Origin of the sequence: Cystobacter fuscus DSM 2262 (assembly GCF_000335475.2) — a bacterium.
GTDB classification, from domain to species: domain Bacteria; phylum Myxococcota; class Myxococcia; order Myxococcales; family Myxococcaceae; genus Cystobacter; species Cystobacter fuscus.
This window is the reverse complement of sequence record NZ_ANAH02000074.1, coordinates 161,489-184,433: the sequence shown is the minus strand read 5'-3', so window position 1 is coordinate 184,433 and position 22,945 is coordinate 161,489. Positions and strand designations below refer to the sequence as shown.

Sequence of the window (22,945 nt, the reverse complement as noted above, 5' to 3'; positions counted from 1 at the left end):
CGGGCCCGGAAGAAGGCACGAGAGCTTCGCAGTGGAAGTTGATTCACCTACCCTTCGTATGGACTGTCCTGTTTTTCCGGTGGCAATGTCGGAGGGGTCCCACCCGTTCCCATCCCGAACACGGAAGTTAAGCCCTCCAGAGCCGATGGTACTCCGCGGGAAACCGCGCGGGAGAGTAGGTCGCTGCCGGATTTTTTTGAAGGCCCCGAGTCCGCACCGTCAGGTGTCGACTCGGGGCCTTCGCCTTTGCGGGCTTCGCCGTGTGTTCTTTCCCGCTCAGGGGTCATCCGATCGTTGACTCCTCGGCCCCCGGTCCCGAGGCCACCTGTCAGCGCTCCCGGATGGGCCTATAGTTCTCCTGACCGTGGCCACTTCTCCCGACACCCTACGGGCGCGGCTCGAGGACCGCGCGGATCTGCTCGAGGCTGCCCGCCTTCGTTACCGGGCGCTGCGGCTCATGCTCCGGGGCTTTTTCTGGCGGGACACGCTTCGCGCCAACCTCGAGCTGCTCCGAGAGGTGGTCCGCGACCAGCCTGAAGTGGACATCACGCTGGCCTCCGTCTGCCGGCGGGCGGCGGCGGAGGACTGGCCCAAGGACTCCGCTTCCATGGTGCTGCTGGCCGACGTGTCCCAGTTGCGCGAGGCCCTCGTTCAATTGGTCGCCCGGCGGCTTCGCGCTCCCACCAAGCCCCCTGTCCTCGGCGAGGCCTTGCTGCTCCTGGAAGAGGAGATGCTCGCCGAGGGACCGTTGTTGGGCCGGCGCTTCTGGGCCCAGGCGGTGGATCTGCTTCCGCGCAACCTGCCGGAGCTCAGGGCCGCCTGCGCGGCCGCGGAAATCTTCGAGCGCGTCTTCAAGCGTCCCATCCCCGAGGGCGCCCTGCCGTTCAGCGCGGCGGAAGCCGATGAGGTCCGGCGCGCCCTTCCCTTGGCCGACACGGCGATGGAGGCCCTGTGGAGCCGCGTGCATCGTTTCGATCCCTCGGGACGTCTGACGGACTTCCTGGAGAAGCGAGCCAGGCGTGTGCCCGTGCGCACCCCGCGCAGTGGTCCCGAGTTGTTCCTCCATGCCGTCTTCTGGACTGACCTGGCCAACTCCCGGCTGCGCACCCTCCTCGATGCCCGGTTCTCACCCGTCCACCCCCCCGAGCGGGAATGGCCCGAGCTGCTGGGCTGGCTGGTGGAGCGCGAGGGGTCACCCGACACTCGATTGAGTGCCTCGGCCATGCTGAGCGAGGGACGGGCCGGACTGCTCGAGGTCGCGGTGGAGCTGGCCTCCCTGTCCCACTCCCGCCCGGTGGGCGCCTGGAACGAGGAGGCCGCCTGGGCCCGCCTGGAGCGCGCGGCCCATCGCGCGAAGAGCGAGCAGGGACCCGACATGGAGTGTCTGTGCGACGCGCTGCACCTCTTCATCCGCCTGAGGGGTCAGCGCGAGACACCCGCGCGCTTCTTCTCCGTGGGCCGCGAGCGCTCCCTCTCCGGTTTCACACCTCCCTCCCTCGCCGAGGATCAGGCGGATCTCCCCGGGCTGGTCCTCCTGGCCCGGACCGCGGCCGGACGCCCTGCCGCCGAACGTCGCCGGGGATAGGCTTTCACCTGGACGCTCACCTGAACGGATGGGAGAAAGGTCTCCCGTGCGCCTGTTGGCACTCCACGTCCAGGACTTCCGTAACCTCGGCCAGGTCTCCCTGTCGCCGAGCCCGCACGCGACCATCGCGGTGGGGCAGAACGGTCAGGGAAAGACCAACCTGCTCGAAGCCCTCTACTTCCTCGCGACACTCAAGCCTCTGCGCGCGGGCCGGTTGTCGGAGCTCGTCCGGTGGGGCGCTCCGGCCGCACGGGTCACGGGCCGCTTCCTCCTCAAGGGCGCCGAACGCGAAATCTCCGTGGAGGTGGCCGGCGGCGTCCGGCAGTCCTTCGTGGATGGGAAGAAGGCCCCCAGCCTGGAGGAGTACTTCGGTGGCGTCTCGGTGGTGGCCTTCACGCCGGATGATCTGGAGGTCGTCAAGGGCGGCCCGGATTCGCGCCGGGGCTTCCTGGATCGCGCCGTCTTCAACCGCTTCCCCGCCTTCCTGCGCGAGAGCCGCGAGTACGCTCGGGCCCTGAAGAATCGCAACCGTCTGCTGCGCACGGGCCCGGTGGACTCCGTCTACCTCGAGGCCTACGACGAGACCCTCGCCAAGGCCGGCGCCCGCGTCTATGCCCGGCGACGGGCCCTCATGGCCGAACTCGCGCCCCGTGCCCAGGCCACCTTCGCCTCCATCGGGCGCACCCCCGACCCCGCCTCCTATGGGTACCGCCCCGCCCATCTCGGCGAGCTCGACTTCGCCCAGGCCGATGAGGCGGCCCTCGCCAACGCGCTCCGTGAAGCGCTCGCGTCCCGCTCCCGAAGAGACCTCGAGCGAGGCTTCACCTCCGTGGGCCCCCACGCGGATGATGTCTCCGTCACCCTGGGCTCGCGCAGCGCTCGCGCCTACGCCAGTCAGGGCCAGCAGCGCGCGCTCGTGCTGGGATGGAAGATCGCCGAGATCGAGAACCTCGAGGCGGCCACGGGCTTCCTGCCCCTGCTCCTGCTCGATGATGTCTCGAGCGAGCTGGATCCCGAGCGCAATGCCTACCTGATGCGCTACCTCGCCGAGAGCGGCGCCCAGGTCTTCCTCACCACCACCGACGCCAGCCTCGTGCGCGCCGCCGCCGCCCAGGACACCCTGTGGATGGGCGTGCGCTCGGGCGCGGTCTCCCTCTCTCCTCCCGGTGACTCCCCCTCCGGGCTGTCCTCTCCCCCGGACGGCGGCGAGCCCGGGTGACGCGCTCGGGGGCTACTCGTCGCGCCCCCTCCTCATCCAGAACGCACTGGGCACGAAGCTCGCCGCCACGAAGACCCCCAGGTACATGCCGAGCACCCAGAGCGGCCCGTGCCCCGCTCGCGTGAGCAGCAACGGCAGCCCCACCGCTCCCCCCACGCTCAACCACCTCACGGTGGGATTCTCGATGCGCCGCATGAGCCCCCTGCCCAGTGAGGGCTCGAACACGGAGGGAATTCCCTCTTCCTCCTCCGCGGTGCGCCACGTGGGCCGCTCGGCCGGCATCGTCTGGCGCACCCGCATCTCCTCCCGCTCCCGCTCCACCGCCTGCTCGCGCTCGCGCCCGCGCTTCTCGTCCTCCGCCCGCTGCTCCGGTGCTCGCAGATCCGCTCCGCACGTCGTGCACACGACGGCGAACCGGCCATTCTCCGTCTCACAGCGAATGCAGCGCGAGAAATGCTGTCCGCTCGTGGGCCCGTCATCCATCACCAGCGGCGTCTGCCCCTGTTGCTTGAAGCGCTCCAGGTGGGCCTCTGGCACCCCCGGGGAGGGCAGGGCGCCCGCCTCGCCAGGCCCCGACACCGACTCGAAGCGGCCCCCATCCCGGAGCGATACCGGCCCGTCCGCCGGCTCCTTCTCTCCTCGCGACTGCTCGATGTGCAGGAAGCGGTTGAATCGAGACATGGGCTACTCCTTGCGAGCTTCACCCGCCAGCGACGCCGGACGCGTTCGTCCCCGCGCCCACTCGCGCAACCGCAGAATCTCATCCCTCAGCGTGACCGCGAGCGGGAAGGTCTCCTGGATGGCTCGCTCCAGGTGGCGCTGCTCCAGCTCCACTCCCTCGCCAAACGCCTCGTAGAGCGCGGCGATCACCGCCTGCTCCACCTCCGCCCCGCTGAAGTCCACCGCCAGCTCCGCCAACACCCCCACGTCGTACCCCCCCGCCTTCCTCCCCCTGCGCTCCAGGTGGATGCGGAAGATCTCCCGGCGCTCGGCCACCCCCGGCAAGTCGATGAAGAAGATCTCGTCGAACCGCCCCTTGCGCAGCAGCTCGGGAGGCAGTCCCTCGATCCGGTTGGCCGTCGCCACCACGAACACCGGCGCCGTCTTCTCCTGCAGCCACGTGAGCAGCGCCCCGAACACCCGCGCCGTGACGCCTCCATCCGTCGTCCCCGACGAGGCCACCCCCGACAGGCCCTTCTCCACCTCGTCCACCCACAACACCACCGGCGCGATGCTCTCCGCCACGTGGATGGCCTTGCGCAGGTTCTCCTCCGACGAGCCCACCAGCCCACTGAAGATGCGCCCCATGTCCAGCCTCAACAACGGCAGGTTCCAGTGCGCCGCGATCGCCTTCGCCGTCAGGCTCTTGCCGCACCCCTGCACCCCCAACAGCAACACCCCCCGCGGCTCGGGCAACCCGAACTGCCTCGCCCGCTCGCCAAACGCCGCCGTGCGCCGGTCCAGCCACTGCTTCAACTCGCGCAAGCCCCCCACGCTCCCCAGGTCCTCCCCCGGCGGGTAGTACTCCAACAGCCCACTCTTGCGGATGACCTGCCGCTTCTCGTCCTGCACCCGCCGGATGTCCTCCGCGCTCAGCTTGCCGTCCTTCGCGATCGCCTTGGCGAACGCGTTCTCCGCCTCCGACAACGTCAGCCCCTGCGCCGCCTTGATGAGCTGCTCGGCCTCCTCGCGCGTCAGCTCGATGCTCGCCTTGTTGCCCCGCCGCACCACCGCCACGATCTCCTTGAGCAGCTGCGTCAGCTCCTCGAAGCCCGGCAACGGCACGTCCAGCACCGACACCTCCTTCTCCAGCTCCGCCGGCAACTGCAGCGTGGGCGACAGCAACACCACCGTCGTGAACGTGCTCTTGAGCGAGTGCGCCAGCTCGCGCAACGCCCTCACCAGCGGCTTCTCCTCCAGGTAGGGCGGGAAGTCCTCGAGCACCACTAGCGCCGGCTCGGACAGCTTCTCGATGGCCGCCAGCGCCTCGAGCGGGTTGCGCGTGTCCTCGGGCAGCACCGGGCCCCGCGTGCTCCCCACGTGCCGCAGGCCCCGGCGCACCGACCAGGTGAGCAGCACCTTGCCGTGCGCCCTCGCCACCTCCCCGAGCAGCGCCTCCACCCGGTGCTCCTCCCACGACACCAGATAGAGCAGCGGATAGCGCGCGCGGATGAGCAGATCCAACTCCTCCATCCATGCGGCGAATGGGGCGGAGCGCGGAATCGCGGAGCGGGTCGTCATGCCCGCCAAAGTCTACAGCCCCCTCTACTTGAGGACCACCGGGTCCACCTCGGCCAGCAGCTTCGTCACCCGCGCCTCGTCGATGCGCGCCGTCAGCCGCTGCTGCTCGTGCTGGTCTCGCACCGTCTTGGACAGCGTGAACGTGGAGCCCACCGTGAAGAGCAACCCCATGCCCAGGAAAGCCTTCTGCCAGCCGTCCACCGGCAGGTGGTAGATGCCCAGCGACGTCACCGCCACCGACAGGATGAACGACATCCACGTCTGGATGACCCAGGCTCCACTGTGATCCTGCGAGGCATTGGCTGATTGGCGGGACATGGTTCGCTCCGTTCGTTCGGGGGCGCCCCGTGTTGGTGCGCCGGATGAACAACACCCTACCGATCTCCATCGCAAACCGCATGGAACGAAGAGCCCAACCATCGATAAGCTGCCGTGTATGATTCAGCTCCAGCGCCTCGAGGGCTTCTACTGGGTCGCGCGATGTGAAGGGTACGCCCGCGCGGCCCGCGCCTTTCCCTACCCCATCACCCAACCCGGCGTGCACCAGCAGGTGCGACGGCTGGAAGCCGAGCTCGGCGTGCGCCTCTTCGAGCGCATCGGCAAGGACCGCGTCGTCCTCACCCCCCAGGGCCGCATCCTCTACGACGCCATCGCCCCCTTCTACGAAGCTCTGCCCGCCCTGGAGCGCTCCCTGCGCTCGGGAGAAATCGGGGGACGCCTGCGCATCCATGCCTCGGGCCACGTGCTGCGCCACCTCCTTCCCCCGTGGCTGCGCCGCCTGCGCGGACAACGGCCCGACATCGAGGTCGCCCTCTTCGAGGCCAAGACTCCCGCCGTCGCCGCCCTGCGCTCCGGTGAGGCGGAACTCCTCGTGGATCACCTCCCCGAGGTTCCCTCCGACCTGGAGGCGCGGCAGGTGGGAAAGACTCGCGCCTTCCTCGTCGTCCCCTCCATCCCCCGGCCCCAGCTCAAGGGCCCCGTCACCCCCGTGCCCTGGCGCGACGAGCCCTTCATCGCCTACAGCTCCGATACCTACCTGCGTGAGCTGCAACTCGCCGCGCTCGCCCACTTCGGCGTCGTCCCCCGGCGCATCTACGCGGCCGACTCCGCCGAAACCATCCTCGGCTTCGTGGCCGCCGGGCTCGGCTACTCGCTCCTGGCCTCCGTGGAACCCCGTGGCCCCCGCGTCCCCGGCGTCACCGCGCTCCCCCTCACCGAGCCCGCTCGTCAATTCCCCCTCTACGTCGCCTGGCGCCGCACCCCCCAACCCAATCCCCTCATCGCCGCCCTCCTCGCGCTCGCCCCCTCTTCCTGAACCCAGACACCTCCCCCCACGATGACGCGCCATGTCAGACGCGTGTGTCACGTTGGGTCCACAGCATGGGGCCACCGCGTCCCATCGCCTGGAGGTACGCCGTGAAGATCAGGTCGTCGCCGCTCGCCGTGCTCTGTGTGCTGGGGGCCACCCACGCCGCCGCCGCGGACTACAAGTGCACGGGCAACCGCGTGGAGAAGGCGGGAGTCACCCAATACACCGTGCGCAGGTCCGGCATGGACGTGGCCATCGACAAGGGAGGCGACCCCCGGGGCCGCGCCGTGCGCCGGGGCAACGGTTACGACATCGAGGTGAATGGCATGCGGGTGGCCACCCTGGAAAACGGGGTCATCTACCGCGGTGCCTCCCGCTGGGCCTCCGTGGCCGAGGCCCAGCGGCTCTCCGACTGCCCGGACCCCATCGCCGTCACCCTCTGGGTGCTCGGGCAGACGGGCGGGTTGTAGCCCTCGCGCCTCACGGCCGGCGCGAGCCGAGGTGCCTCGAGTCGTGGTTCGCCCGCCCCCCTCCGGCTTCCTGGGGCAGGTGCTGGAAGAAGGCGAAGCGGAACTCCGCCCACAGCACCATGTAGGCCACGCCAAACAGCGCCGTGGCCACCACCCACCACCACGACACCGCGAAGGCCAGGCTCACCAGCGCCGCCACCAGGCACGCCACTCCCACACCCAACGCCACGTCCCGCCGCCGCGGGCTCTCCGACATGGCGAAGCCCATCGAGATGAGCGACAGCCCCAGGAGCGGCCACGCCAGCCCGAACGCCTCCCGGGCATAGAGCAGGGCAATCGATAACAGGAACAATCCCAGTCCAAACAGTCCCAATCCGCCGTCCATCGGGGGCCTCCCGCGTCGTGCTCGGGGTCGAGGGTTCATCTCTCAACATCGGCACGCTCATCCCCATCGGAACACCCACCTCGGCGGGCCCCTGGTATGCCCGCTCGCCCCCCTCCTCTGCTCAGGAATGAACAGCGTCCCTCCCCCTGCAACTCACCGGCTCGGAGGGGGGTGCCTACCCTGGCGGCGTGAGGTCGAATCGAGTCATCCTGTTATCACTGCTGCTGGTGGCGCTCGGGTGCCACCGCGGTGTGCGCTTCGAGGAGCAGGTGCTCTCCAAGCCCGGCGTGCGCTACCGCGTCGGGGCGCTCCCCCCCGCCTGGTCCCAGGTCAAGCTCTCCGAGAATGATCTCGCCTGGTTCACCGAGGACACCGGCCACGCCCTGTCCGTCAACTCCACCTGCCGCGAGCACGATGACGCCTCGCTCGAGGTGCTCACGCGCCACCTGCTCGAGGGCTTCACCGAGCGCGTCCCCTTGATGCAGCGCGCCGAGGTCGTCGACGAGCGCGAGGCGCTGCGCTCGCACTACCAGGCCAAGCTCGACGGCGTGCCCGTGGAGCTCCTCCTGGTCGTGCTCAAGAAGGATCGCTGCGTCTACGACTTCACCTATGTCGCCCCCCTGGGCCACCTGCAGGACCGGGTCGAGGATCTGGATGCGCTCGTGGGCGGCTTCCACGTGGAGAACCCCTCATGAGCACCGACGTGGACCTGGCGCCCGCCGCTCCTCCCACGCCCGCCACCCCCGGTGAGGACGACTCGCTCCGGGGCCGCTTGCTCGTGCGGCTCGAGCGCCTGGGCTCGCTCGCGGTGATGACCGGCCAGGTGTTCACCCGCGCCTTCAGCCCGCCCTTCTCTCCCTCCGCCTTCATCTACCAGCTCGAGGCGCTGGGCGTGCGCTCGCTGCCCATCGCCCTGCTCACCGCCACCTTCGCCGGACTCGTCATCTCGCTCCAGTTCGGCTTCTTCCTCGCGCGCTTCGGCGTGCAGTACACCGTGGGCCGCGTCGTCGTGCTCACGCTCTTCCGCGAGCTGTCCCCCGTGCTCATCGCCCTCACCGTGGGCGCGCGCGTGGGCTCGGGCATCGCCGCGGAGCTGGGCTCCATGACCGTCACCGAGCAGGTGGACGCCATCCGCGCGCTCGGCGCCGATCCCCTGCGCAAGCTCGTGGTGCCGCGCGTGCTCGCCTGCTTCGTGCTCGGCCCCGCGCTCACCATCCTCGCCGACGTCATCGGCATGCTCGCCGGCGCCCTCGTGGTGAACGCCCAATACGGCATCGGCTTCAACCTGTTCTTCAAGGGCGCGCTCGACGTCATCCTCATGAGCGACTTCCTCTCCGGCGTCTTCAAGGGCTTCGTCTTCGGCGGCATCATCGGCATCGTCGGCTGCTTCAAGGGGCTCACCGTGCAGAACGGCACCGAGGGCGTGGGCCGCGCCACCACCGAGACCGTCGCCATCACCTCCGTCACCGTGTGTCTGGCCGACTTCTTCATCACCAAGCTCACGCTCTCCCTCTGACGCGCTCCCCCTGACCATGTTCTCCCGCCCGTCCCCCCGACTGCGCTTCCAACCGCCCCAAGCCGGCGAGGAACTCATCCGCTTCGAGCACCTGCGCAAGGCCTTCGGCCCCAAGCGCATCTACGACGACGTGATGCTCTCCGTGTACGCGGGGGAGACACTCACCGTCATCGGCGGCTCGGGCACCGGCAAGAGCGTGCTGCTCAAGTGCCTCATCGGGTTGCTGCGCCAGGACTCCGGCCGCATCTTCTTCCAGGGGCAGGATCTCACCGAGTGGGGTGAGGAGGACTTCATCCACCTGCGCCGCCACGTGGCCATGGTGTTCCAGGGCGCGGCCCTGTTCGACTCGCTGAGCGTGGGGGAGAACATCGCCTACCCGCTGCACGAGCACTTCCCGGAGATGACGCCCGCCCAGGTGCGCGAGCGCGTGGCCGAGAAGCTCGCGCTCGTGGGGCTGCCGGGCATCGAGAACATGCGGCCCGCGGACCTGTCCGGTGGCATGCGCAAGCGCGTGGGCCTGGCGCGCGCCATCGCCACCAACCCGGAGGTCATCCTCTGGGACGAGCCCACCACGGGATTGGATCCCGTCACCACGGAGACGATCGATCAGATGATCCGCTCCATGCAGAAGCAGCTCGGGTGCACGTCCATCGTGGTCACGCATGACATGGTGAGTGCCCTCTCGGTGTCCGACCGGATCGCCATGCTGGCCAACCGGCGCATCGTCCAGGTGGGCACCACGGAGGAAATCCGGCGTTCCAAGGTGCCCGAGGTGCGGGCCTTCCTGGACGCCCGGGGGCAGGAATTGGGGAGGGCGGCGTCGTGAGCATCTTCACACAGACATCCAAGGATCAACGGCTCGCCCTCCGGGTGGGCGCTTTCGTGGCGATGGCCTTCGTGCTGGCGGGCATCGTCGTCTTCTTCATCGGCCAGAAGACCCACCTGTTCGAGAAGCAGGTCAGCTACCGCGCCTACTTCGCGAGCGTGGAGGGGCTCTCCAGCCACTCGCCCGTGTGGCTCAACGGCCTGGAGGTCGGCCGCGTGGAGGCCGTGGGCTTCCCCTCCAAGCCCGGCGAGAAGCGCATGGAGGTGCGCCTGCGCCTGAGCACCGAGTACGCCCAGCGCGTGCGCGCCGACTCCGTCGCCCGCCTGTCGAGCCTCGGCGTGCTCGGGGACAAGGCCGTGGACATCTCGCTCGGCTCCCTGGATCAGCCCGAGGTGCCCGAGGGCGGTGAGATTCCCTCCGAGACCAGCGGGGACGTGAGCGCGATGATGCGCAGCGCGAGCAAGGTGCTCGATGACGCCGTGGCCGTGAGCGGCGAGCTGCGCAAGGCGGTCACCGCGTACGCCGACCCCAAGATGGCCCAGGACGTGGCCGCCGGCGTGCGCAGCCTGCGCCTGATGCTCGAGGAGATCGAGAAGGGCAATGGCACCCTGCACGCCCTCATCTATGACGAGGAGACCGGCCGCAACGTGCGCGCGCTCGTGGCCAATGCCTCTCAAACGGCCATGCGCATGGACAAGGCCGTGGCCCACGTCGAGTCCCTGCTCGGTGAGGTGGAGCACGGCAACGGCACCGCCCACGCCCTCATCTATGGCCAGGACGGCGCCAACGCCCTCAAGGAGCTGGGCTCCGCCGCGGGCCAGCTCGCCGGGCTGCTCGAGGACGCGAAGAAGAACCCCGATGGCGCCGTGCACCAGCTCGTGTACGGCAGCGCGGGCGGCATGCTCGCCGACCTGGGCAGCGCCGCCGCCGACATCAAGCAGATCACCTCCATGGTCGCTCGCGGCGAGGGCTCGCTGGGCGGCATCATCACCGACCCCACCGTGTACGAGGACCTGCGGCAGGTGGTGGGCAACGTGAAGCGCAACCGCGTGCTGCGCGCGCTCGTGCGCTTCGCCATCGACAACAACGACAACGTCCAATACGTGGGCGTGCCCCTCCAGCAACCCAAGGACGAGGGCTCCCAGCGGGCCATCGGCGGCGCGGGTCCGGACTCGCAGCCTTCCGGCGACGCTCCCCCGGTGCCGGTGGTCGCGCCGCTGCCGGGCAAGGCGCCGTGAGTCGAGCGCGGCCCTTTCCTCTCGAGGGGCCGCCGCGCTTCACTGCCCTCCAGGTTCGCCCTCGTGACCTGGAGATGCCGATGAAGTCGATTGTGTCCTCGTGCTGTGCCGTCCTGGTGCTGCTCGCCTCCGCTTCCCTCGCCGACCCTCCGAAGAAGGAGAAGGCGCCTCCCGCTCCCGCGGGCAAGGTGAACGTGGTGCTGCGCACGGAGAAGGGGGAGATCGAGCTGGAGCTCGACGAGGCCCATGCGCCCATCTCGGTGCGCAACTTCCTCGGCTACGTGGACGCGGGGCTGTTCAAGGGTGGGGTGTTCCACCGCACCGTGACGCCCGGCAATCAGCCGAACAACCCGGTGAAGATCGAGGTCATCCAGGGCGGAGCCGATCCCTCGCGAAAGGCCGAGCGGCGCGCTCCCATCGCCCTGGAGCGCACGAGCGTCACCGGCCTGCGGCACGAGGACGGCACGGTCTCCATGGCCCGGGACACGCCCGACTCGGCGGTGTCCGACTTCTTCATCTGCATTGGCGATCAGCCCGAGCTGGATTTCGGCGGCAAGCGCAACCCGGATGGGCAGGGGTTCGGGGCCTTCGGCCGGGTGGTGCGGGGCATGGACGTGGTGCGCGCCATCCAGCAGGCCCCCGCCCGGGGTCAGCAGCTCACCCCGCCCGTCAAAATCCTCGAGGCCACGCGCAAGAAGTGAAAGCGCCTCCCCCGGGCCCGGGCCGGAGTAGAACGCGCCTCCATGGATCTGGAACTCAAGGGCAAGAGCGCGCTCGTCACGGGCAGCAGTCGGGGAATCGGACGGGCCATCGCCCTGTCCCTGGCACGCGAGGGCGTACGTGTCTGTCTGAGCGCCCGAGGTGCCCCGGGGCTGGAGGCGGTGGCGGCGGAGTTGCGTGCCTCCGGCGCCGAGGTGGCCACCGTCGCGGGGGACGTGGCCACCCCCGACGGGGCCCAGGCGGCGGTGGACGCGGCCGTGCGCGCGTTCGGCTCGCTCGACATCCTCGTGAACAACGTGGGTGGCAGCGGGGGCGCGGGCTCCTTCGACGTGGCCACGGCCGAGCAGTGGACGGCCGTGCTCGACAGCAACCTGCTCGCGACCGTGTGGTGCAGCCAGCACGCCGTGGCCCGGATGAAGGCCCAGGGCGGCGGCTGCATCGTGCACATCAACTCCATCTTCGGCCGCGAGTACGCCACCAGCGCCCCCTACACCGCGGCCAAGGCGGCCGTCACCGCGCTCACCAAGGAGATGGCCGTGGACCTGGCGCGCCACCGCATCCGCGTCAACGGCGTGGCCCCGGGCGCCATCCTCTTCCCCGGCGGCAGTTGGGACCGCCGCCGACAGGCCAATCCGGAGAAGGTGGAGAAGATGGTGCGCGAGGAGCTGCCCTGGGGCCGCTTCGGCACCCCCGAGGAGGTGGCCGACGTGGTCGTCTTCCTGTGTTCCTCGGGTGCACGCTGGGTGACGGGCGCCACCCTCCCCGTCGATGGTGGACAGGGCCGCGCCTTTTGATGGACGTGGCGGGCTTCCTCCTGGAACGCCGTGCCCTCCGGGCCGCACCGGCCGCGCCGGCCGTGTAGAGTGCGCCCGTGCTGAGGCTCTACAAGAAGGAAGGCGACACCCTGCGCTACTGGGAAGCCTGGGTGAATGAGGATTCCGTCACCGTGCACTGGGGCATCGTCGGACAGACGGGCGAGGAGAAGGTGCTGCCCCTGCCCGCCAACGAGGACCCGGACATGGTCGTCGCCCAGCAGGCCGAGCCGCTCGTGGACGCGGGCTACGACGAGCCCGAAATCGACTCCATGGCGCCGCTCGTCGTCCAGTACGCCCTGCAGGGCAAGGGAAGCGGTCAGGACTTCGAGAAGCGCCACACCGTCGAGTCCGTCATCTCCGACACGCTCGGCTGGACGGGCAACGGCGAGGTCGAGGGCGCCGAGTCCCAGCCCGGACGCATGAACATCTACTTCCGCGTCATGGACGTGGACATCGCCCTGAGCACCCTGCGCGAGGCGCTCGAGAGCGAGGAACTGCTCGAGGGGGCCACCTTCGCCACCGTCCCCGAGGAGGGCGAGCCCCGGGTCCTCTGGCCCCCCGTGCACGCCGTGCCCTTCCGGCTCTGAGCCCTCACGGCGCGGGCGGCGGGGCCTCGGGCTCCCCGATGTGATTCTCACGCCGGTGGATCGCGGGGCTCTTGCGGTGGTGGCGCTCGAGGTTGAACGCCGTGTTGATGAGCCCCACGTGCGAGAAGGCCTGGGGGAAGTTGCCGAGCTGCCGCCGCAGCGAGGGCTCGTACTCCTCGGCCAACAGCCCCACGTCGTTGCGCAGCCCGAGCAGCCGCTCGAAGAGCGCCTCCGCCTCCTTCATGCGGCCCTGCAGCACGTAGTTGTCCGCGAGCCAGAAGGAACAGGCGAGGAAGAGCCCTTCCCCGGGCGGCAGTCCATCATCCGTCGCATGGGTGTGGTAGCGCCGCACGAGCCCCTGGTACATGAGCTCGTTCTCGATGGCGCGCACGGTGCCCACCATGCGCGGATCCTTCGGGGACACGAAGCCCACCAGGGGCAGCAGCAGCAGGCTCGCGTCCAGGTTGTCCGAGCCGTAGGCCTGCGTGAAGGTGCCTCGCTTCGAGTCATAGGCGCGCTGGCACACCTCGCGGTGGATGGCGTCGCGCACCTCGCGCCAGTGCGCCGCCGGCCCATTCATGCCGTAGCGCTCCACCGTCTTCACCGCGCGATCGAACGCCACCCAGGCCATCACCTTCGAGTAGGTGAAGTGCTGGGGCTGCCCCCGCACCTCCCACAGGCCCGAGTCGGGCTGCTTCCAGCCGGACTCGAGGAAGTCCATCAGCACGAGCGCCACGTCCCAGGAGCGCGGGTCATCCCTCAGCTCCATGCGGTGCGCCTGGTGGAGCGCGTCCATCACCTCGCCATAGACATCCAACTGGAGCTGATCGACCGCGGCGTTGCCGATGCGCACCGGCCGCGAGTGCCCATAGCCCGGCAGCCAGTCCAGGCTCAGCTCCGGCAGGCGCCGCTCGCCGGCCACGCCGTACATGATCTGCAGCTTGGACGCATCGCCCGCCACCGAGCGCATGAGCCAGGAGCGCCACGCCTCGGCCTCCTTCCGGAAGCCCCCGAGTGACAGCGCATACAGGGTGAAGGTGGCGTCGCGCAGCCAGCAGAAGCGGTAGTCCCAGTTGCGCTGGCCGCCGAGCCGCTCGGGCAGCGACGTGGTGGCCGCCGCGACGATTCCCCCCGTGGGCGCGTAGGTGAGCGCCTTGAGCGTCATCAGCGACGTGCGCACCGCCTCGCTCCAGGCGCCCTGGTAGGTGCAGTGGCTGAACCACTCCCTCCACCAGTCCTCGGTGTCCGCGAGCGCCTCCAGGCCATCCAGGGGCGGGGGCGCGGGCTCGTGCGAGGGGTGCCAGCGCAGGACGAAGGGGATGCGCTGGCCCTCGGAGACGGTGAAGTCCGCCACCGTGGTGAGGTGGTGGCCGTGCACCGCCACGGGCGTGTAGAGGCTGAGCGCGTCCGGGCCCGCCACCGCGCGCCACTCGCCCGCCTCGCGCGTCGCCCAGGGCACCACCGAGCCATAGTCGAAGCGGATGACGAGCTGCATGTGCATGGGCACCCGGCCCCGTACTCCCTCCACCACGCGGACGACGTCCGGGGTGCAGTCGCGCGGCGGCATGCAGTCCACCACCCGCACCACCCCCTCGGGCGTGGTGAATTCCGTCTCCAGCACGAGGCTGTCCTCGCGGTAGCGCCGCCGCACCCGGGGCACCCTTCGGCCCGCGGGTGCGATCTTCCAACGGCCATGCTCGGGATGCCCCAGCAGGGCCGCGAAGCAGGCGCCCGAGTCGAACCGCGGCAGACACAGCCAGTCGATGGAGCCGTCCCGGGCCACCAGCGCCGCTGTCTGCGTATCTCCGATGAGGGCGTAATCCTCGATGGGCCAAGACATTGGCTTCAAGCTTGGGTGCCGCCGGGCCCCTGGCAACGCGGCGGACCCCGTCGCGTCGCCTGGCTGCCTGGACCCGGGTCCGATGAGCGTCCTGCCAGGAGGCCGCCGCGTGCGCAGTGTGAAGGGACGGTACCCGTCAGACGGTGAGCGTCCAGGCGGCCTGCACGCGGGGAGACAGGGATGGAATTGGGAATGATCGGGCTGGGCCGGATGGGCTCCTCGATGGTGCGCCGGCTCCTCATGACGGGACACCGCTGCGTCGTCCACGACGTGCTCCGCGAGAATGTGGAGTGGCTCCAGCGCGACGGCGCCGTGGGGGCCTTCTCCCTGACGGACCTGGTGCGCCAGCTCCCCGCGCCGCGCACGGTGTGGCTGATGCTGCCCTCGGGCGTGGTGGACGACACGCTGCGCGACCTGGCGGCCCTGCTCGAGCCCGGAGACACGATCATCGAGGGCGGCAATTCCCATTACCGGGATGACCTGCGCCGGGCGGCGGAGCTGCGGGCCAGGGGCCTGCACTACGTGGACGTGGGCGTGAGCGGCGGGGTGTGGGGCCAGGAGCGGGGATACTGCCTGATGATTGGCGGCGAGCCGGGGCCCGTGCACCGGTTGCAGCCCGTCTTCTCCGCGCTGGCCCCGGGAGTCGCCGCCGCGCCCCGGACGCCGGGCCGCGAGGGCCCTCCGTCTCCCGCGGAGCAGGGCTGGCTGCACTGTGGCCCCAATGGCGCGGGCCACTTCGTGAAGATGGTGCACAACGGCATCGAGTACGGCCTCATGGCCGCCTACGCCGAGGGGCTCGCCGTGCTCCACCACGCCAACGCGGGCCGCCATCCCCCCAAGGCCGACGCGGAGACCGCTCCCCTGCGCGAGCCGAGCGCCTACCAGTACGACTTCCACCTGCCCGACGTGGTCGAGGTGTGGCGGCGCGGCAGCGTCATCGGCTCGTGGCTGCTCGACCTGACGGCCCATGCGCTGGGCAAGAATCCCGAGTTGAGTGACTTCTCCGGCCGCGTGTCCGACTCGGGGGAGGGGCGGTGGACGCAGCAGGCCGCCATCGACGAGGGCGTGCCCACGCCGGTGCTCGCCAGCGCCCTCTACTCGCGCTTCACCAGCCAGGGCGAGGGGGACTTCGCCAACAAGATCCAGTCCGCCATGCGCTTCGCCTTCGGCGGCCACCTGGAGAAGAAAGGAGGCGAGTGAGTCATGACCGCTCAGCCCGTGTCCGATGCCCTCGTGTTCTTCGGCGCCACCGGAGACCTCGCTTTCAAACAGATCTTCCCCGCGCTCCAGGCGCTGGTGGCGCGCGAGCACCTGTCCGTGCCCATCATCGGCGTGGCCAAGGCGGACTGGAACCTGGAGCGGCTGAGGCAGCGCGCCCACGAGAGCATAAAGGCGCATGGCCAGGATGACCCGGCCTCGCTCGAGCGCCTGTGTCAGCTCCTGCGCTACGTGGATGGGGACTATCGGGACCCGAAGACCTTCGCCCTGGTGCGCGAGGCGCTCGGCAAGGCCCAGCGTCCGCTGCACTACCTGGCCATTCCCCCGAGCCTGTTCGGCACGGTGGTGGAGGGGCTGTCGAAGTCGAGCTGCCTGCAAGAGGCGCGCGTGGTGGTGGAGAAGCCCTTCGGACGCGACCTGGCCTCGGCGCGCGAGCTCAACGCGACGCTGCACCAGTACCTGCCCGAGTCCGCCATCTTCCGCATCGATCACTTCCTCGGGAAGGAGCCGGTGCAGAACCTGCTGTTCTTCCGCTTCGCCAACGTCTTCCTGGAGCCCATCTGGAACCGGCAGCACGTGCGCAGCGTGCAGGTGACGCTCGCGGAGAGCTTCGGCATCAAGGGCCGCGGCGCCTTCTATGACGAGGTGGGCGCCATCCGCGACGTGTTGCAGAACCACCTGCTCCAGATTGTCGCGCTGCTCGCCATGGATGCGCCCTTCTGCTCGTCCGCGGAGGCGCTGCGCGACGAGAAGGCGCGGGTCTTCAAGGCGATGCGCTCGCTCACGCCGGACAGCGTGGTGCGCGGGCAGTTCCGCGGCTACCGGCAGGTGCCCGGGGTGTCGCCCACGTCCGAGGTGGAGACGTTCGCTGCGGTGCGGCTGTTCATCGACTCGTGGAGATGGGCGGACGTGCCCTTCTACATCCGCGCCGGCAAGTGCCTGCCCACCGATGCGACCGAGGTCTTCGTCGAGCTCAACCACCCGCCGCGGCCCATCTTCGAGGAGCCGACGCAGGCCTCGCCCAACTTCGTGCGCTTCCGGCTGGGCCCCGACGTGCGCATCTCGCTCGGGGCGAGGGCGAAGAAGCCGGGCAGCACGATGGAGGGCGAGGACGTGGACCTGGTGGCGAGCGAGCTGCCCGAGGTGGTGGTGAAGCCCTACGAGCGGCTGCTGGGGGATGCGATGCGCGGGGACGTGTCGCTCTTCGCGCGACAGGAGAGCGTGGAGGAGGCGTGGCGGGTGGTGGACCCGATCCTCGACGATGGCAGCCGGGTGTACGAGTACGAGCCGGGCACCTGGGGGCCGAGCGAGGCGGATGTACTCGCGCCCCAGGGCTCGTGGCGCACGGTGCTGCGGGACTCGGGGGGCGTGAGCGTGGTCCGGGACTCGCGTGACGAGCACCCACGCAGCCGCGAGGGACACGAGGAGGGCACGCCCCGCGTCAAACCGGCCCGGCCGTGAGTGCAGAGGAGTTCCGCGGGAACCCGATCGGCACTTGGGGAGCTGGTTGCCTCCTGGCAATCCTCTGGCGTGCCCTGTCGTCTCTCGGATTCTACTGCTTCCCGACTTCACGCCTGCCCGGCGGTGAAGTGGGAGGTGTTCGTGGGTGTTTGCATCAGGAGTCTGTCCAGGCTTCGGGCCGCGTGCGTTTGGGCGGCCCTCCTTCTCGCGTGGATGCTCGTCGGTTGTGCCACGACCTCCGGCACTCAGTTTCTTCCTGCCCGAAGCGTGGAGAGGGGACGCTTCACTCCTTCATTCATACCCGCTGTGTCGCCGCGACTTCTGCTGGCCATGAGCGATGGCTCAGAGGCAGGTGGCGAATCTTCCCATCCGTTGCATGAGGGCTACAACGTCCCTGGCCGCAATCCGAATTCAGAAATGCCTTGGGAGTTCTTCCTTGGTAACGCCGCGCACAGGCTGATCGCATATATGTACGGGGTGCATTACCCGCAGAATCGCGCGTTCTATAATACAAAGACAATTGATGCCATCCTTGAGGACGCGAGGCTCGGGGACAAGTACCGTCTGCTCCCGAATGAGCGCAAGCTCCGCCCAGATATCACCGATGTTACCGCTTTGTACGTCTTCGAGATCAAGCCCTGGAATGAGAAAGGTCTTCTGGAAGGCCGACAGGAAGTGCAAGTCTATCTGGCCGTGCTGAACCGGGCCGTTTCTCCAGAAGCGAGCTTCTTGGGGGGAACGGAGTTCCAAGGCGAGGTCCTGATACGTTTCGCGCGAGGGCAATACATCTGGCGTCTGGAGTGGCGGACCAACGAGCCAGGGGTGGTCCAGTACCGGTGGACTCGTAGCCAGCAGCTCTTCGAGTCCGAGGTCGCGGCATATGATGCTGGCCATTGGGTGGTGCTCACCGAACAGGAGATTAGGCAATACGGTGGGTGGGTTGGACAAGCCGTGGAAGGACTGGTCAGTCGGCGCGAACGGCTCGCTACCTTGCGCGGTGTGGTCGGCATCGTCATTGAGGTCGTTGGCACTGCCGCGACGGGGTTCTTCTCGAGTGCGATTCTGGGCCGGATGAGTTCGGGCTCAGGGACTCAACAACCCCCGCACCAGGGCGGTGGACAGGTTGTCCCCTTTCCAGCGCGACCGACACCTGCTGCGACCCCATCGCGAGTGCCCGCCGCCGCGAGCATGCCTCTTTCTCGCTGATGACCCGGTTTGATAGGACGCGCGTCATGACGCCTGGACCGCCAGTTTCTCTGCAACTACCGTCATTCCTGCATGGCACCTTCTCCTCAGTGCAGCGGAAGACTCGGAAAGAGGGCCTGCGGTGTGGCGCGCTGTACGGGAAGGACGGCTCCTTTCCTGCTCCTCTTCAGATGCAGGAGGTGCTCCTCAGCGATGTGGTGCTGACGCACGAGGGGGCGGATCTACAGCACGAGCGCCCAGCATGGCGGCTTTACATGGTGTCCCATGTCATGAGCGGCTTGTCCGAAGCACTGGAGGGTCAGAACACATTCCCCGCCAGGGATGCGTACGAGGCGGGCTTCCTCGATGCCGCCTGGGGCGCGCTGTACTTCGCCACTTCGGCCATGGTCCCGGTGAGTGCTGAGCGCACGGCGCTGCGCCTCCAGGCCGTGCTGCGTTTCTGGGAGCCGCTCCAGGGGGCGCGCTACCTCTTCAAGACGTTAGGTGCTCCGTTCACCTTGGATGAATTGATGGAAGCCACTTGTGACTGGGCCATGGATGCCTGGTGCCCAGGAGGGGAAACCCCAGTGCGCGAGCGCCTGACGGCAGCGGCGGAGCGCATGGCACGAGCGACCCGGGAAGACTGCATCGAGGCCATCCTCCGGCAAATGCCCCATGCGCTCTCCTTCGCACGCAACCTGAAGCATCGGGATGTGGTAGCCGATCCTGCTTTCCAGCGCGAACGCCTCGCCGCGCTCCCTCCACCTGCGTTCGAGCGCGTGTCCGGTGCGTGCACGTCGGATTTGCTCGCGCTGCTGTACTCCTGGGATCGTCAGTCCGGAAAGCCGTAGGTCGTGCTTCCCAGTACGTGGTGGGCGGCGCCACGGAATTCGTGGAATAAAGAGAGCGCTCCTCCAGGCCCAGACACGCACGGGATTGACAACCGGGAAAGCTGTTGCAATATGTCCTGGTCATGAAGCCCGTCACCACCATCCTGGGTGTGCCGTCCGAGCGCGTCTCCGCGTCGACGGTGGACGTGCGTCTGTCCCGCAACAAGGTGCTGCTCGACATTTGAGCAGGCGGACTCGGTGCTCCGGGTGCGCGGGTGGCTGGTTCCCGTGTGCCCCTGGAGTCTGAGCTTCCGCCCCTGATCCCGCCGGGCCCTCGTGTGTCCTCACGTCGTCCTGAGCCGCCCCGAGGGGTCGCTCCGGGCATGCGTGCGTCCGCCCGCCAGGCCCGCCGCTCCCTCCATTTCCAACCAGTGTCTGTCTTCAACCCGCGGAGGCTCTCCTCCGCCGGGAACGGGAAGTCTTTATGTCTCGCACCACTCGAATCGAGCGCTACCGCAACATCGGCATCATGGCCCACATCGACGCGGGCAAGACCACGCTCACCGAGCGCATCCTCTTCTTCACCGGCCGCATCCACGCCATGGGCGAGGTGCACACCGGCTCCACCGAGATGGATTGGATGGTGCAGGAGAAGCAGCGCGGCATCACCATCACCTCGGCGGCCACCACCGCCTCCTGGAAGCCCATGCGCGGGCCCTTCTCGGGCACCGAGCACCGTCTCAACATCATCGACACGCCGGGGCACGTGGACTTCACCATCGAGGTGGAGCGCTCGCTGCGCGTGCTCGACGGGGCCGTGGCCGTGTTCGACGGCAGCCAGGGCGTGGAGCCCCAATCCGAGACGGTCTGGCGCCAGGCGGATCGCCACGGCGTGCCGCGCATCGCGTTCCTCAACAAGATGGACAAGGTGGGCGCGGACTTCGGCATGTGCGTGGACTCCATCCGTCAGCGGCTGGGCGTCCGGTCCGTGCCGGTGCAACTGCCCATCGGCGAGGGCGCGGACTTCCGCGGCCTCATCGACCTGGTCCGCATGCGCGCCTTCTTCTTCGACGAGGAGGGCGGCGAGACCCGCGAGGGACAGGACATCCCCGCGTCCCTGCGCGAGTGGGCCGAGGCCCTGCGCCTGCGGCTCATCGAGGCGTGCGCCGAGGAGGACGGCACGCTGCTGGAGAAGTACGTGGACGGGCGTTGGGGAGACATCACCGAGGAGGAGCTGGAGCGCGCGCTGCGCTCGGGGACGCTCCAGAGGAGGCTCGTGCCCGTGCTGTGCGGGGCGGCCTTCAAGAACAAGGGAGTGCGCATGTTGCTGGACGCCATCGTCAACTACCTGCCCGCGCCGTCGGACGTGCGTGCGTCCGCGGAGGAGGAGCCCGTGAGCGCGCTCGTCTTCAAGCTCATGCACGACAAGGCCGTGGGGACCATCGTGTTCCTGCGCGTCTACTCGGGCACGCTGCGCACGGGCATGGCCGTGCTCAACACCCGTCAACAGCGCCGCGAGCGCGTGGGACGTCTCATGTTCATGCATGCCAACAAGCGCGAGGAGGTGGACGAGGTGCACGCGGGCGACATCTGCGCCGCGCTCAACCTCAAGGGCGTGCGCACCGGCGACACGCTCTGCTCCCCCGAGTCCCCCGTGCTCCTCGAGTCGCTCCACGTCCCCGAGCCCGTCATCCAGCTCGCCGTGGAGGCCGCCTCGCGCGCGGACCAGCAGCGCATGGAGGAGGGGCTCGCCCGGCTCGCCGCGGAGGACCCCTCGCTGCACGTGGGCGTGGATGCCGAGTCCGGACAGCAACTGCTCTCCGGCATGGGAGAGCTGCACCTGGAGATCATTGTGGACCGGCTGAGAACCGAGTACGGCGTGGAAGCCCGAGTGGGACAACCCAAGGTGGCCTGGCGCGAGACGCTGCGCCGCCGGGTGCGTCAGGAGTACCGTCATGTCCGGCAGAGCGGAGGCCCTGGTCAGTACGCCCATGTGGTGCTCGAGGTCGGTCCGGCGCCTCGTGGCGCGGGGCTCGTCTTCGTGGACGACACCCACGGCGGCGTCATCCCCCGGGAATTCATCCCCGCCATCGAGAAGGGCGTGGAGGGCGCCATGCGGCGCGGGGTGCTCTCGGGCCACCCGGTGGTGGACGTGGAGGTGCGGCTGCTCGATGGGAGCACGCACGTGCGCGACTCCACCCCGCAGGCCTTCATGATGGCCGGCTCGCTCGCCTTCCAGGAGGCCGCGCGCCACGCGGGTGTGCGGTTGCTCGAGCCCGTGATGGACGTGGAGGTCACCACGCCCGAGGAGTTCCTCGGCGACGTGCTCGGGGACCTGTCCTCTCGGCGCGGACGGGTGGGGGGCCTGGAGGGCCATGGGGCCACGCGGAGCGTCTCCGCGCGGGTGCCCATGGCGAACCTCTTCGGCTATGTGACGAGCCTCCGGGGCCGCACGCAGGGACGCGCCTCGGCCAGTCTGCGCCTGTCCGCCTATGAGCCCGTCCCCGACGCGCTCCAGGATTCTGTGCTGGAGGCGCGGGCCTGAGTCGGAAAAGGGGGCCTTGGGAGCCGCGGCTTCCGAGGCCCCCGCGTTCTCTTCCCGGCGACCCGTGCCCGCTCGTCATCCGGACCGAGGAGCCATCCGCCTCCTGGGAGTCCTCGGTCGTCCCTTGTCGGCCTCCGGACCGACTCCCACGTTCGAGGCACAGCCCCACCCGCCGTTCCGGAGAGCGCCCCCCATGGCCACCCCCGACTCCTCCCTCGAGCCGCCTCCCCGTCGCCCCTGGCATCCGAGCGCACTGTGGACGGGCCCCCTGGTGATGGGGGTGCTCGTCACCCTGCTCGGCGTGCTGGCGCTGGGCAGCGCGACCCTCACCAGCGCCCTGTCCGTCCTCTTCTACGGTGTGGTGCTGATGGTGGCGGGGCTGTTGGAGATCGTCCACGGCCTGCGCAACCGCGACACCGGCCCCTTCCTCCTGTTCGTCCTCGGGGGCCTGCTGTCGTTCCTCGTGGGGGGCTTCCTCCTCACCCAGCCGGGTGCGGGGCTGATGTCGCTCACGTTGCTGCTCGCCGCGTACTTCTTCGCCAGTGGCTTCTTCCGCGTCATCACCGCGAGCTCGGATCGCCACCCGGGCTGGGGCTGGGACTTCGCCCAGGGCGCGGTGTCGGTGATGCTCGGCGCCCTCATCTTCAGCCGGATGCCCTCCGCGTCCCTGTGGGTGCTCGGCGTCGTGGTGGGGGTGGAACTGCTCACCCGCGGACTGTCCCTGCTGGCCGGCGCACTCGTGGTGCGTGGCCTGATGCGTCGGACCCCCGAGGGATGATCCCTCCCCGGTGGCCCCCGCTCGCCGGGGGCTGTTCACGGGTGGATGTTTCAACCCCCCTGGGGTCTCGTCCTGGCCCCTGGAAATCCGTGCGCTGGTGCACGGATGGAAAAGCTGGGCAGGCGCCAATGCGCGCTCGCGTGGTCATCATGACCCCAGGCGAGGGGACTGGTGATG

Annotated in this window: 22 protein-coding genes and 1 rRNA gene; 18 read left to right on the top strand and 5 right to left on the bottom strand. The window is 69.2% G+C overall.

From position 1 onward, the window contains the following. Window positions 1-75 precede the first annotated feature (75 nt). The 3 genes from rrf (at window position 76) to recF (ending at window position 2,804) form a co-directional block, all read left to right on the top strand. Window positions 76-192 (top strand): 5S ribosomal RNA (rrf, locus tag D187_RS48750). A 172-nt stretch (window positions 193-364) separates the two neighbouring features. Next, entirely contained in the window at window positions 365-1,585 is a 1,221-nt protein-coding gene (locus D187_RS48745; protein WP_002627776.1) for a hypothetical protein, read from the top strand. 46 nt (window positions 1,586-1,631) lie between these two features. Then, the gene (gene recF, locus D187_RS48740) at window positions 1,632-2,804 is read left to right on the top strand and encodes a DNA replication/repair protein RecF (protein WP_002627775.1); all 1,173 of its coding nucleotides are present in this window, start codon (window positions 1,632-1,634) and stop codon (window positions 2,802-2,804) included. A gap of 12 nt (window positions 2,805-2,816) precedes the next feature. Here recF and D187_RS51520 read toward each other — a convergent pair whose 3' ends face one another. The 3 genes from D187_RS51520 to D187_RS48725 are packed head-to-tail and all read right to left on the bottom strand — an operon-like array spanning window position 2,817 to window position 5,363. Beyond that, entirely contained in the window at window positions 2,817-3,485 is a 669-nt protein-coding gene (locus D187_RS51520) for a hypothetical protein (RefSeq protein WP_002627774.1), read from the bottom strand. A gap of 3 nt (window positions 3,486-3,488) precedes the next feature. Next, window positions 3,489-5,045, bottom strand: coding sequence for a Ycf46 family AAA ATPase (locus tag D187_RS48730; protein WP_043435762.1), 1,557 nt, complete (start codon window positions 5,043-5,045; stop codon window positions 3,489-3,491). Between the two features lie 24 nt (window positions 5,046-5,069). After that, a complete protein-coding gene (locus D187_RS48725) occupies window positions 5,070-5,363 on the bottom strand; it encodes a YiaA/YiaB family inner membrane protein (RefSeq protein ID WP_002627772.1) in 294 nt (97 codons plus the stop codon). A gap of 118 nt (window positions 5,364-5,481) precedes the next feature. Between D187_RS48725 and D187_RS48720 the strand changes: the two genes are divergently transcribed. Then, on the top strand, window positions 5,482-6,360 hold the full coding sequence (locus tag D187_RS48720) for a LysR family transcriptional regulator (protein WP_002627771.1): 879 nt from the start codon (window positions 5,482-5,484) through the stop codon (window positions 6,358-6,360). Between the two features lie 101 nt (window positions 6,361-6,461). Continuing rightward, window positions 6,462-6,824, top strand: a complete 363-nt coding sequence (locus D187_RS48715; RefSeq protein ID WP_002627770.1) for a hypothetical protein — start codon at window positions 6,462-6,464, stop codon at window positions 6,822-6,824. Between the two features lie 10 nt (window positions 6,825-6,834). On the opposite strand, the gene D187_RS48710 is transcribed toward D187_RS48715, so the two are convergent. Continuing rightward, window positions 6,835-7,209 (bottom strand): hypothetical protein, encoded by a 375-nt coding sequence (locus D187_RS48710; RefSeq protein ID WP_002627769.1) that lies wholly within the window; start codon window positions 7,207-7,209, stop codon window positions 6,835-6,837. A gap of 188 nt (window positions 7,210-7,397) precedes the next feature. On the opposite strand from D187_RS48710, the gene D187_RS48705 reads away from it, so the two are divergent. From D187_RS48705 to D187_RS48675, 7 genes are all read left to right on the top strand, one after another. Beyond that, entirely contained in the window at window positions 7,398-7,904 is a 507-nt protein-coding gene (locus tag D187_RS48705) for a hypothetical protein (protein ID WP_051256863.1), read from the top strand. After that, window positions 7,901-8,725 carry an MlaE family ABC transporter permease gene (locus tag D187_RS48700; RefSeq protein ID WP_002627767.1) on the top strand — a complete coding sequence of 275 codons (825 nt, stop codon included), beginning with the start codon at window positions 7,901-7,903 and terminating at the stop codon, window positions 8,723-8,725. Before D187_RS48705 ends, D187_RS48700 begins: the two co-directional genes overlap by 4 nt. A 16-nt stretch (window positions 8,726-8,741) precedes the next feature. Beyond that, window positions 8,742-9,551: an ABC transporter ATP-binding protein gene (locus D187_RS48695; protein WP_002627766.1), complete on the top strand. Its 810-nt coding sequence runs from the start codon at window positions 8,742-8,744 to the stop codon at window positions 9,549-9,551. Further along, complete coding sequence (locus D187_RS48690; RefSeq protein ID WP_002627765.1) at window positions 9,548-10,789, top strand: MlaD family protein; 1,242 nt, start codon at window positions 9,548-9,550, stop codon at window positions 10,787-10,789. The genes D187_RS48695 and D187_RS48690 overlap by 4 nt, the downstream gene beginning before the upstream one ends. Before the next feature lie 80 nt (window positions 10,790-10,869). Then, window positions 10,870-11,490, top strand: a complete 621-nt coding sequence (locus D187_RS48685; RefSeq protein ID WP_002627764.1) for a peptidylprolyl isomerase — start codon at window positions 10,870-10,872, stop codon at window positions 11,488-11,490. A 42-nt stretch (window positions 11,491-11,532) separates the two neighbouring features. Continuing rightward, window positions 11,533-12,303 carry an SDR family NAD(P)-dependent oxidoreductase gene (locus tag D187_RS48680; protein ID WP_002627763.1) on the top strand — a complete coding sequence of 257 codons (771 nt, stop codon included), beginning with the start codon at window positions 11,533-11,535 and terminating at the stop codon, window positions 12,301-12,303. Between the two features lie 77 nt (window positions 12,304-12,380). After that, window positions 12,381-12,911, top strand: a complete 531-nt coding sequence (locus tag D187_RS48675) for a hypothetical protein (protein ID WP_002627762.1) — start codon at window positions 12,381-12,383, stop codon at window positions 12,909-12,911. A 4-nt stretch (window positions 12,912-12,915) separates the two neighbouring features. Here D187_RS48675 and D187_RS48670 read toward each other — a convergent pair whose 3' ends face one another. Beyond that, window positions 12,916-14,751, bottom strand: coding sequence for a glycoside hydrolase family 15 protein (locus D187_RS48670; protein WP_002627761.1), 1,836 nt, complete (start codon window positions 14,749-14,751; stop codon window positions 12,916-12,918). A gap of 180 nt (window positions 14,752-14,931) precedes the next feature. Here D187_RS48670 and gnd point away from each other — a divergent pair, with 180 nt between their 5' ends. From gnd to D187_RS48640, 6 genes are all read left to right on the top strand, one after another. Then, entirely contained in the window at window positions 14,932-15,951 is a 1,020-nt protein-coding gene (gene gnd, locus D187_RS48665) for a phosphogluconate dehydrogenase (NAD(+)-dependent, decarboxylating) (protein ID WP_002627760.1), read from the top strand. A 3-nt stretch (window positions 15,952-15,954) separates the two neighbouring features. Continuing rightward, window positions 15,955-17,430: a glucose-6-phosphate dehydrogenase gene (zwf, locus tag D187_RS48660; protein ID WP_002627759.1), complete on the top strand. Its 1,476-nt coding sequence runs from the start codon at window positions 15,955-15,957 to the stop codon at window positions 17,428-17,430. Window positions 17,431-17,760: 330 nt separating this feature from the next. Beyond that, window positions 17,761-18,636: a hypothetical protein gene (locus D187_RS48655; RefSeq protein ID WP_155894095.1), complete on the top strand. Its 876-nt coding sequence runs from the start codon at window positions 17,761-17,763 to the stop codon at window positions 18,634-18,636. 26 nt (window positions 18,637-18,662) lie between these two features. Beyond that, the gene (locus tag D187_RS48650; protein ID WP_076606364.1) at window positions 18,663-19,466 is read left to right on the top strand and encodes a protein kinase family protein; all 804 of its coding nucleotides are present in this window, start codon (window positions 18,663-18,665) and stop codon (window positions 19,464-19,466) included. A 463-nt stretch (window positions 19,467-19,929) separates the two neighbouring features. Next, window positions 19,930-21,990 carry an elongation factor G gene (gene fusA / locus D187_RS48645; RefSeq protein ID WP_002627756.1) on the top strand — a complete coding sequence of 687 codons (2,061 nt, stop codon included), beginning with the start codon at window positions 19,930-19,932 and terminating at the stop codon, window positions 21,988-21,990. Between the two features lie 193 nt (window positions 21,991-22,183). Then, a complete protein-coding gene (locus D187_RS48640) occupies window positions 22,184-22,768 on the top strand; it encodes an HdeD family acid-resistance protein (protein ID WP_002627755.1) in 585 nt (194 codons plus the stop codon). Window positions 22,769-22,945 lie beyond the last annotated feature (177 nt).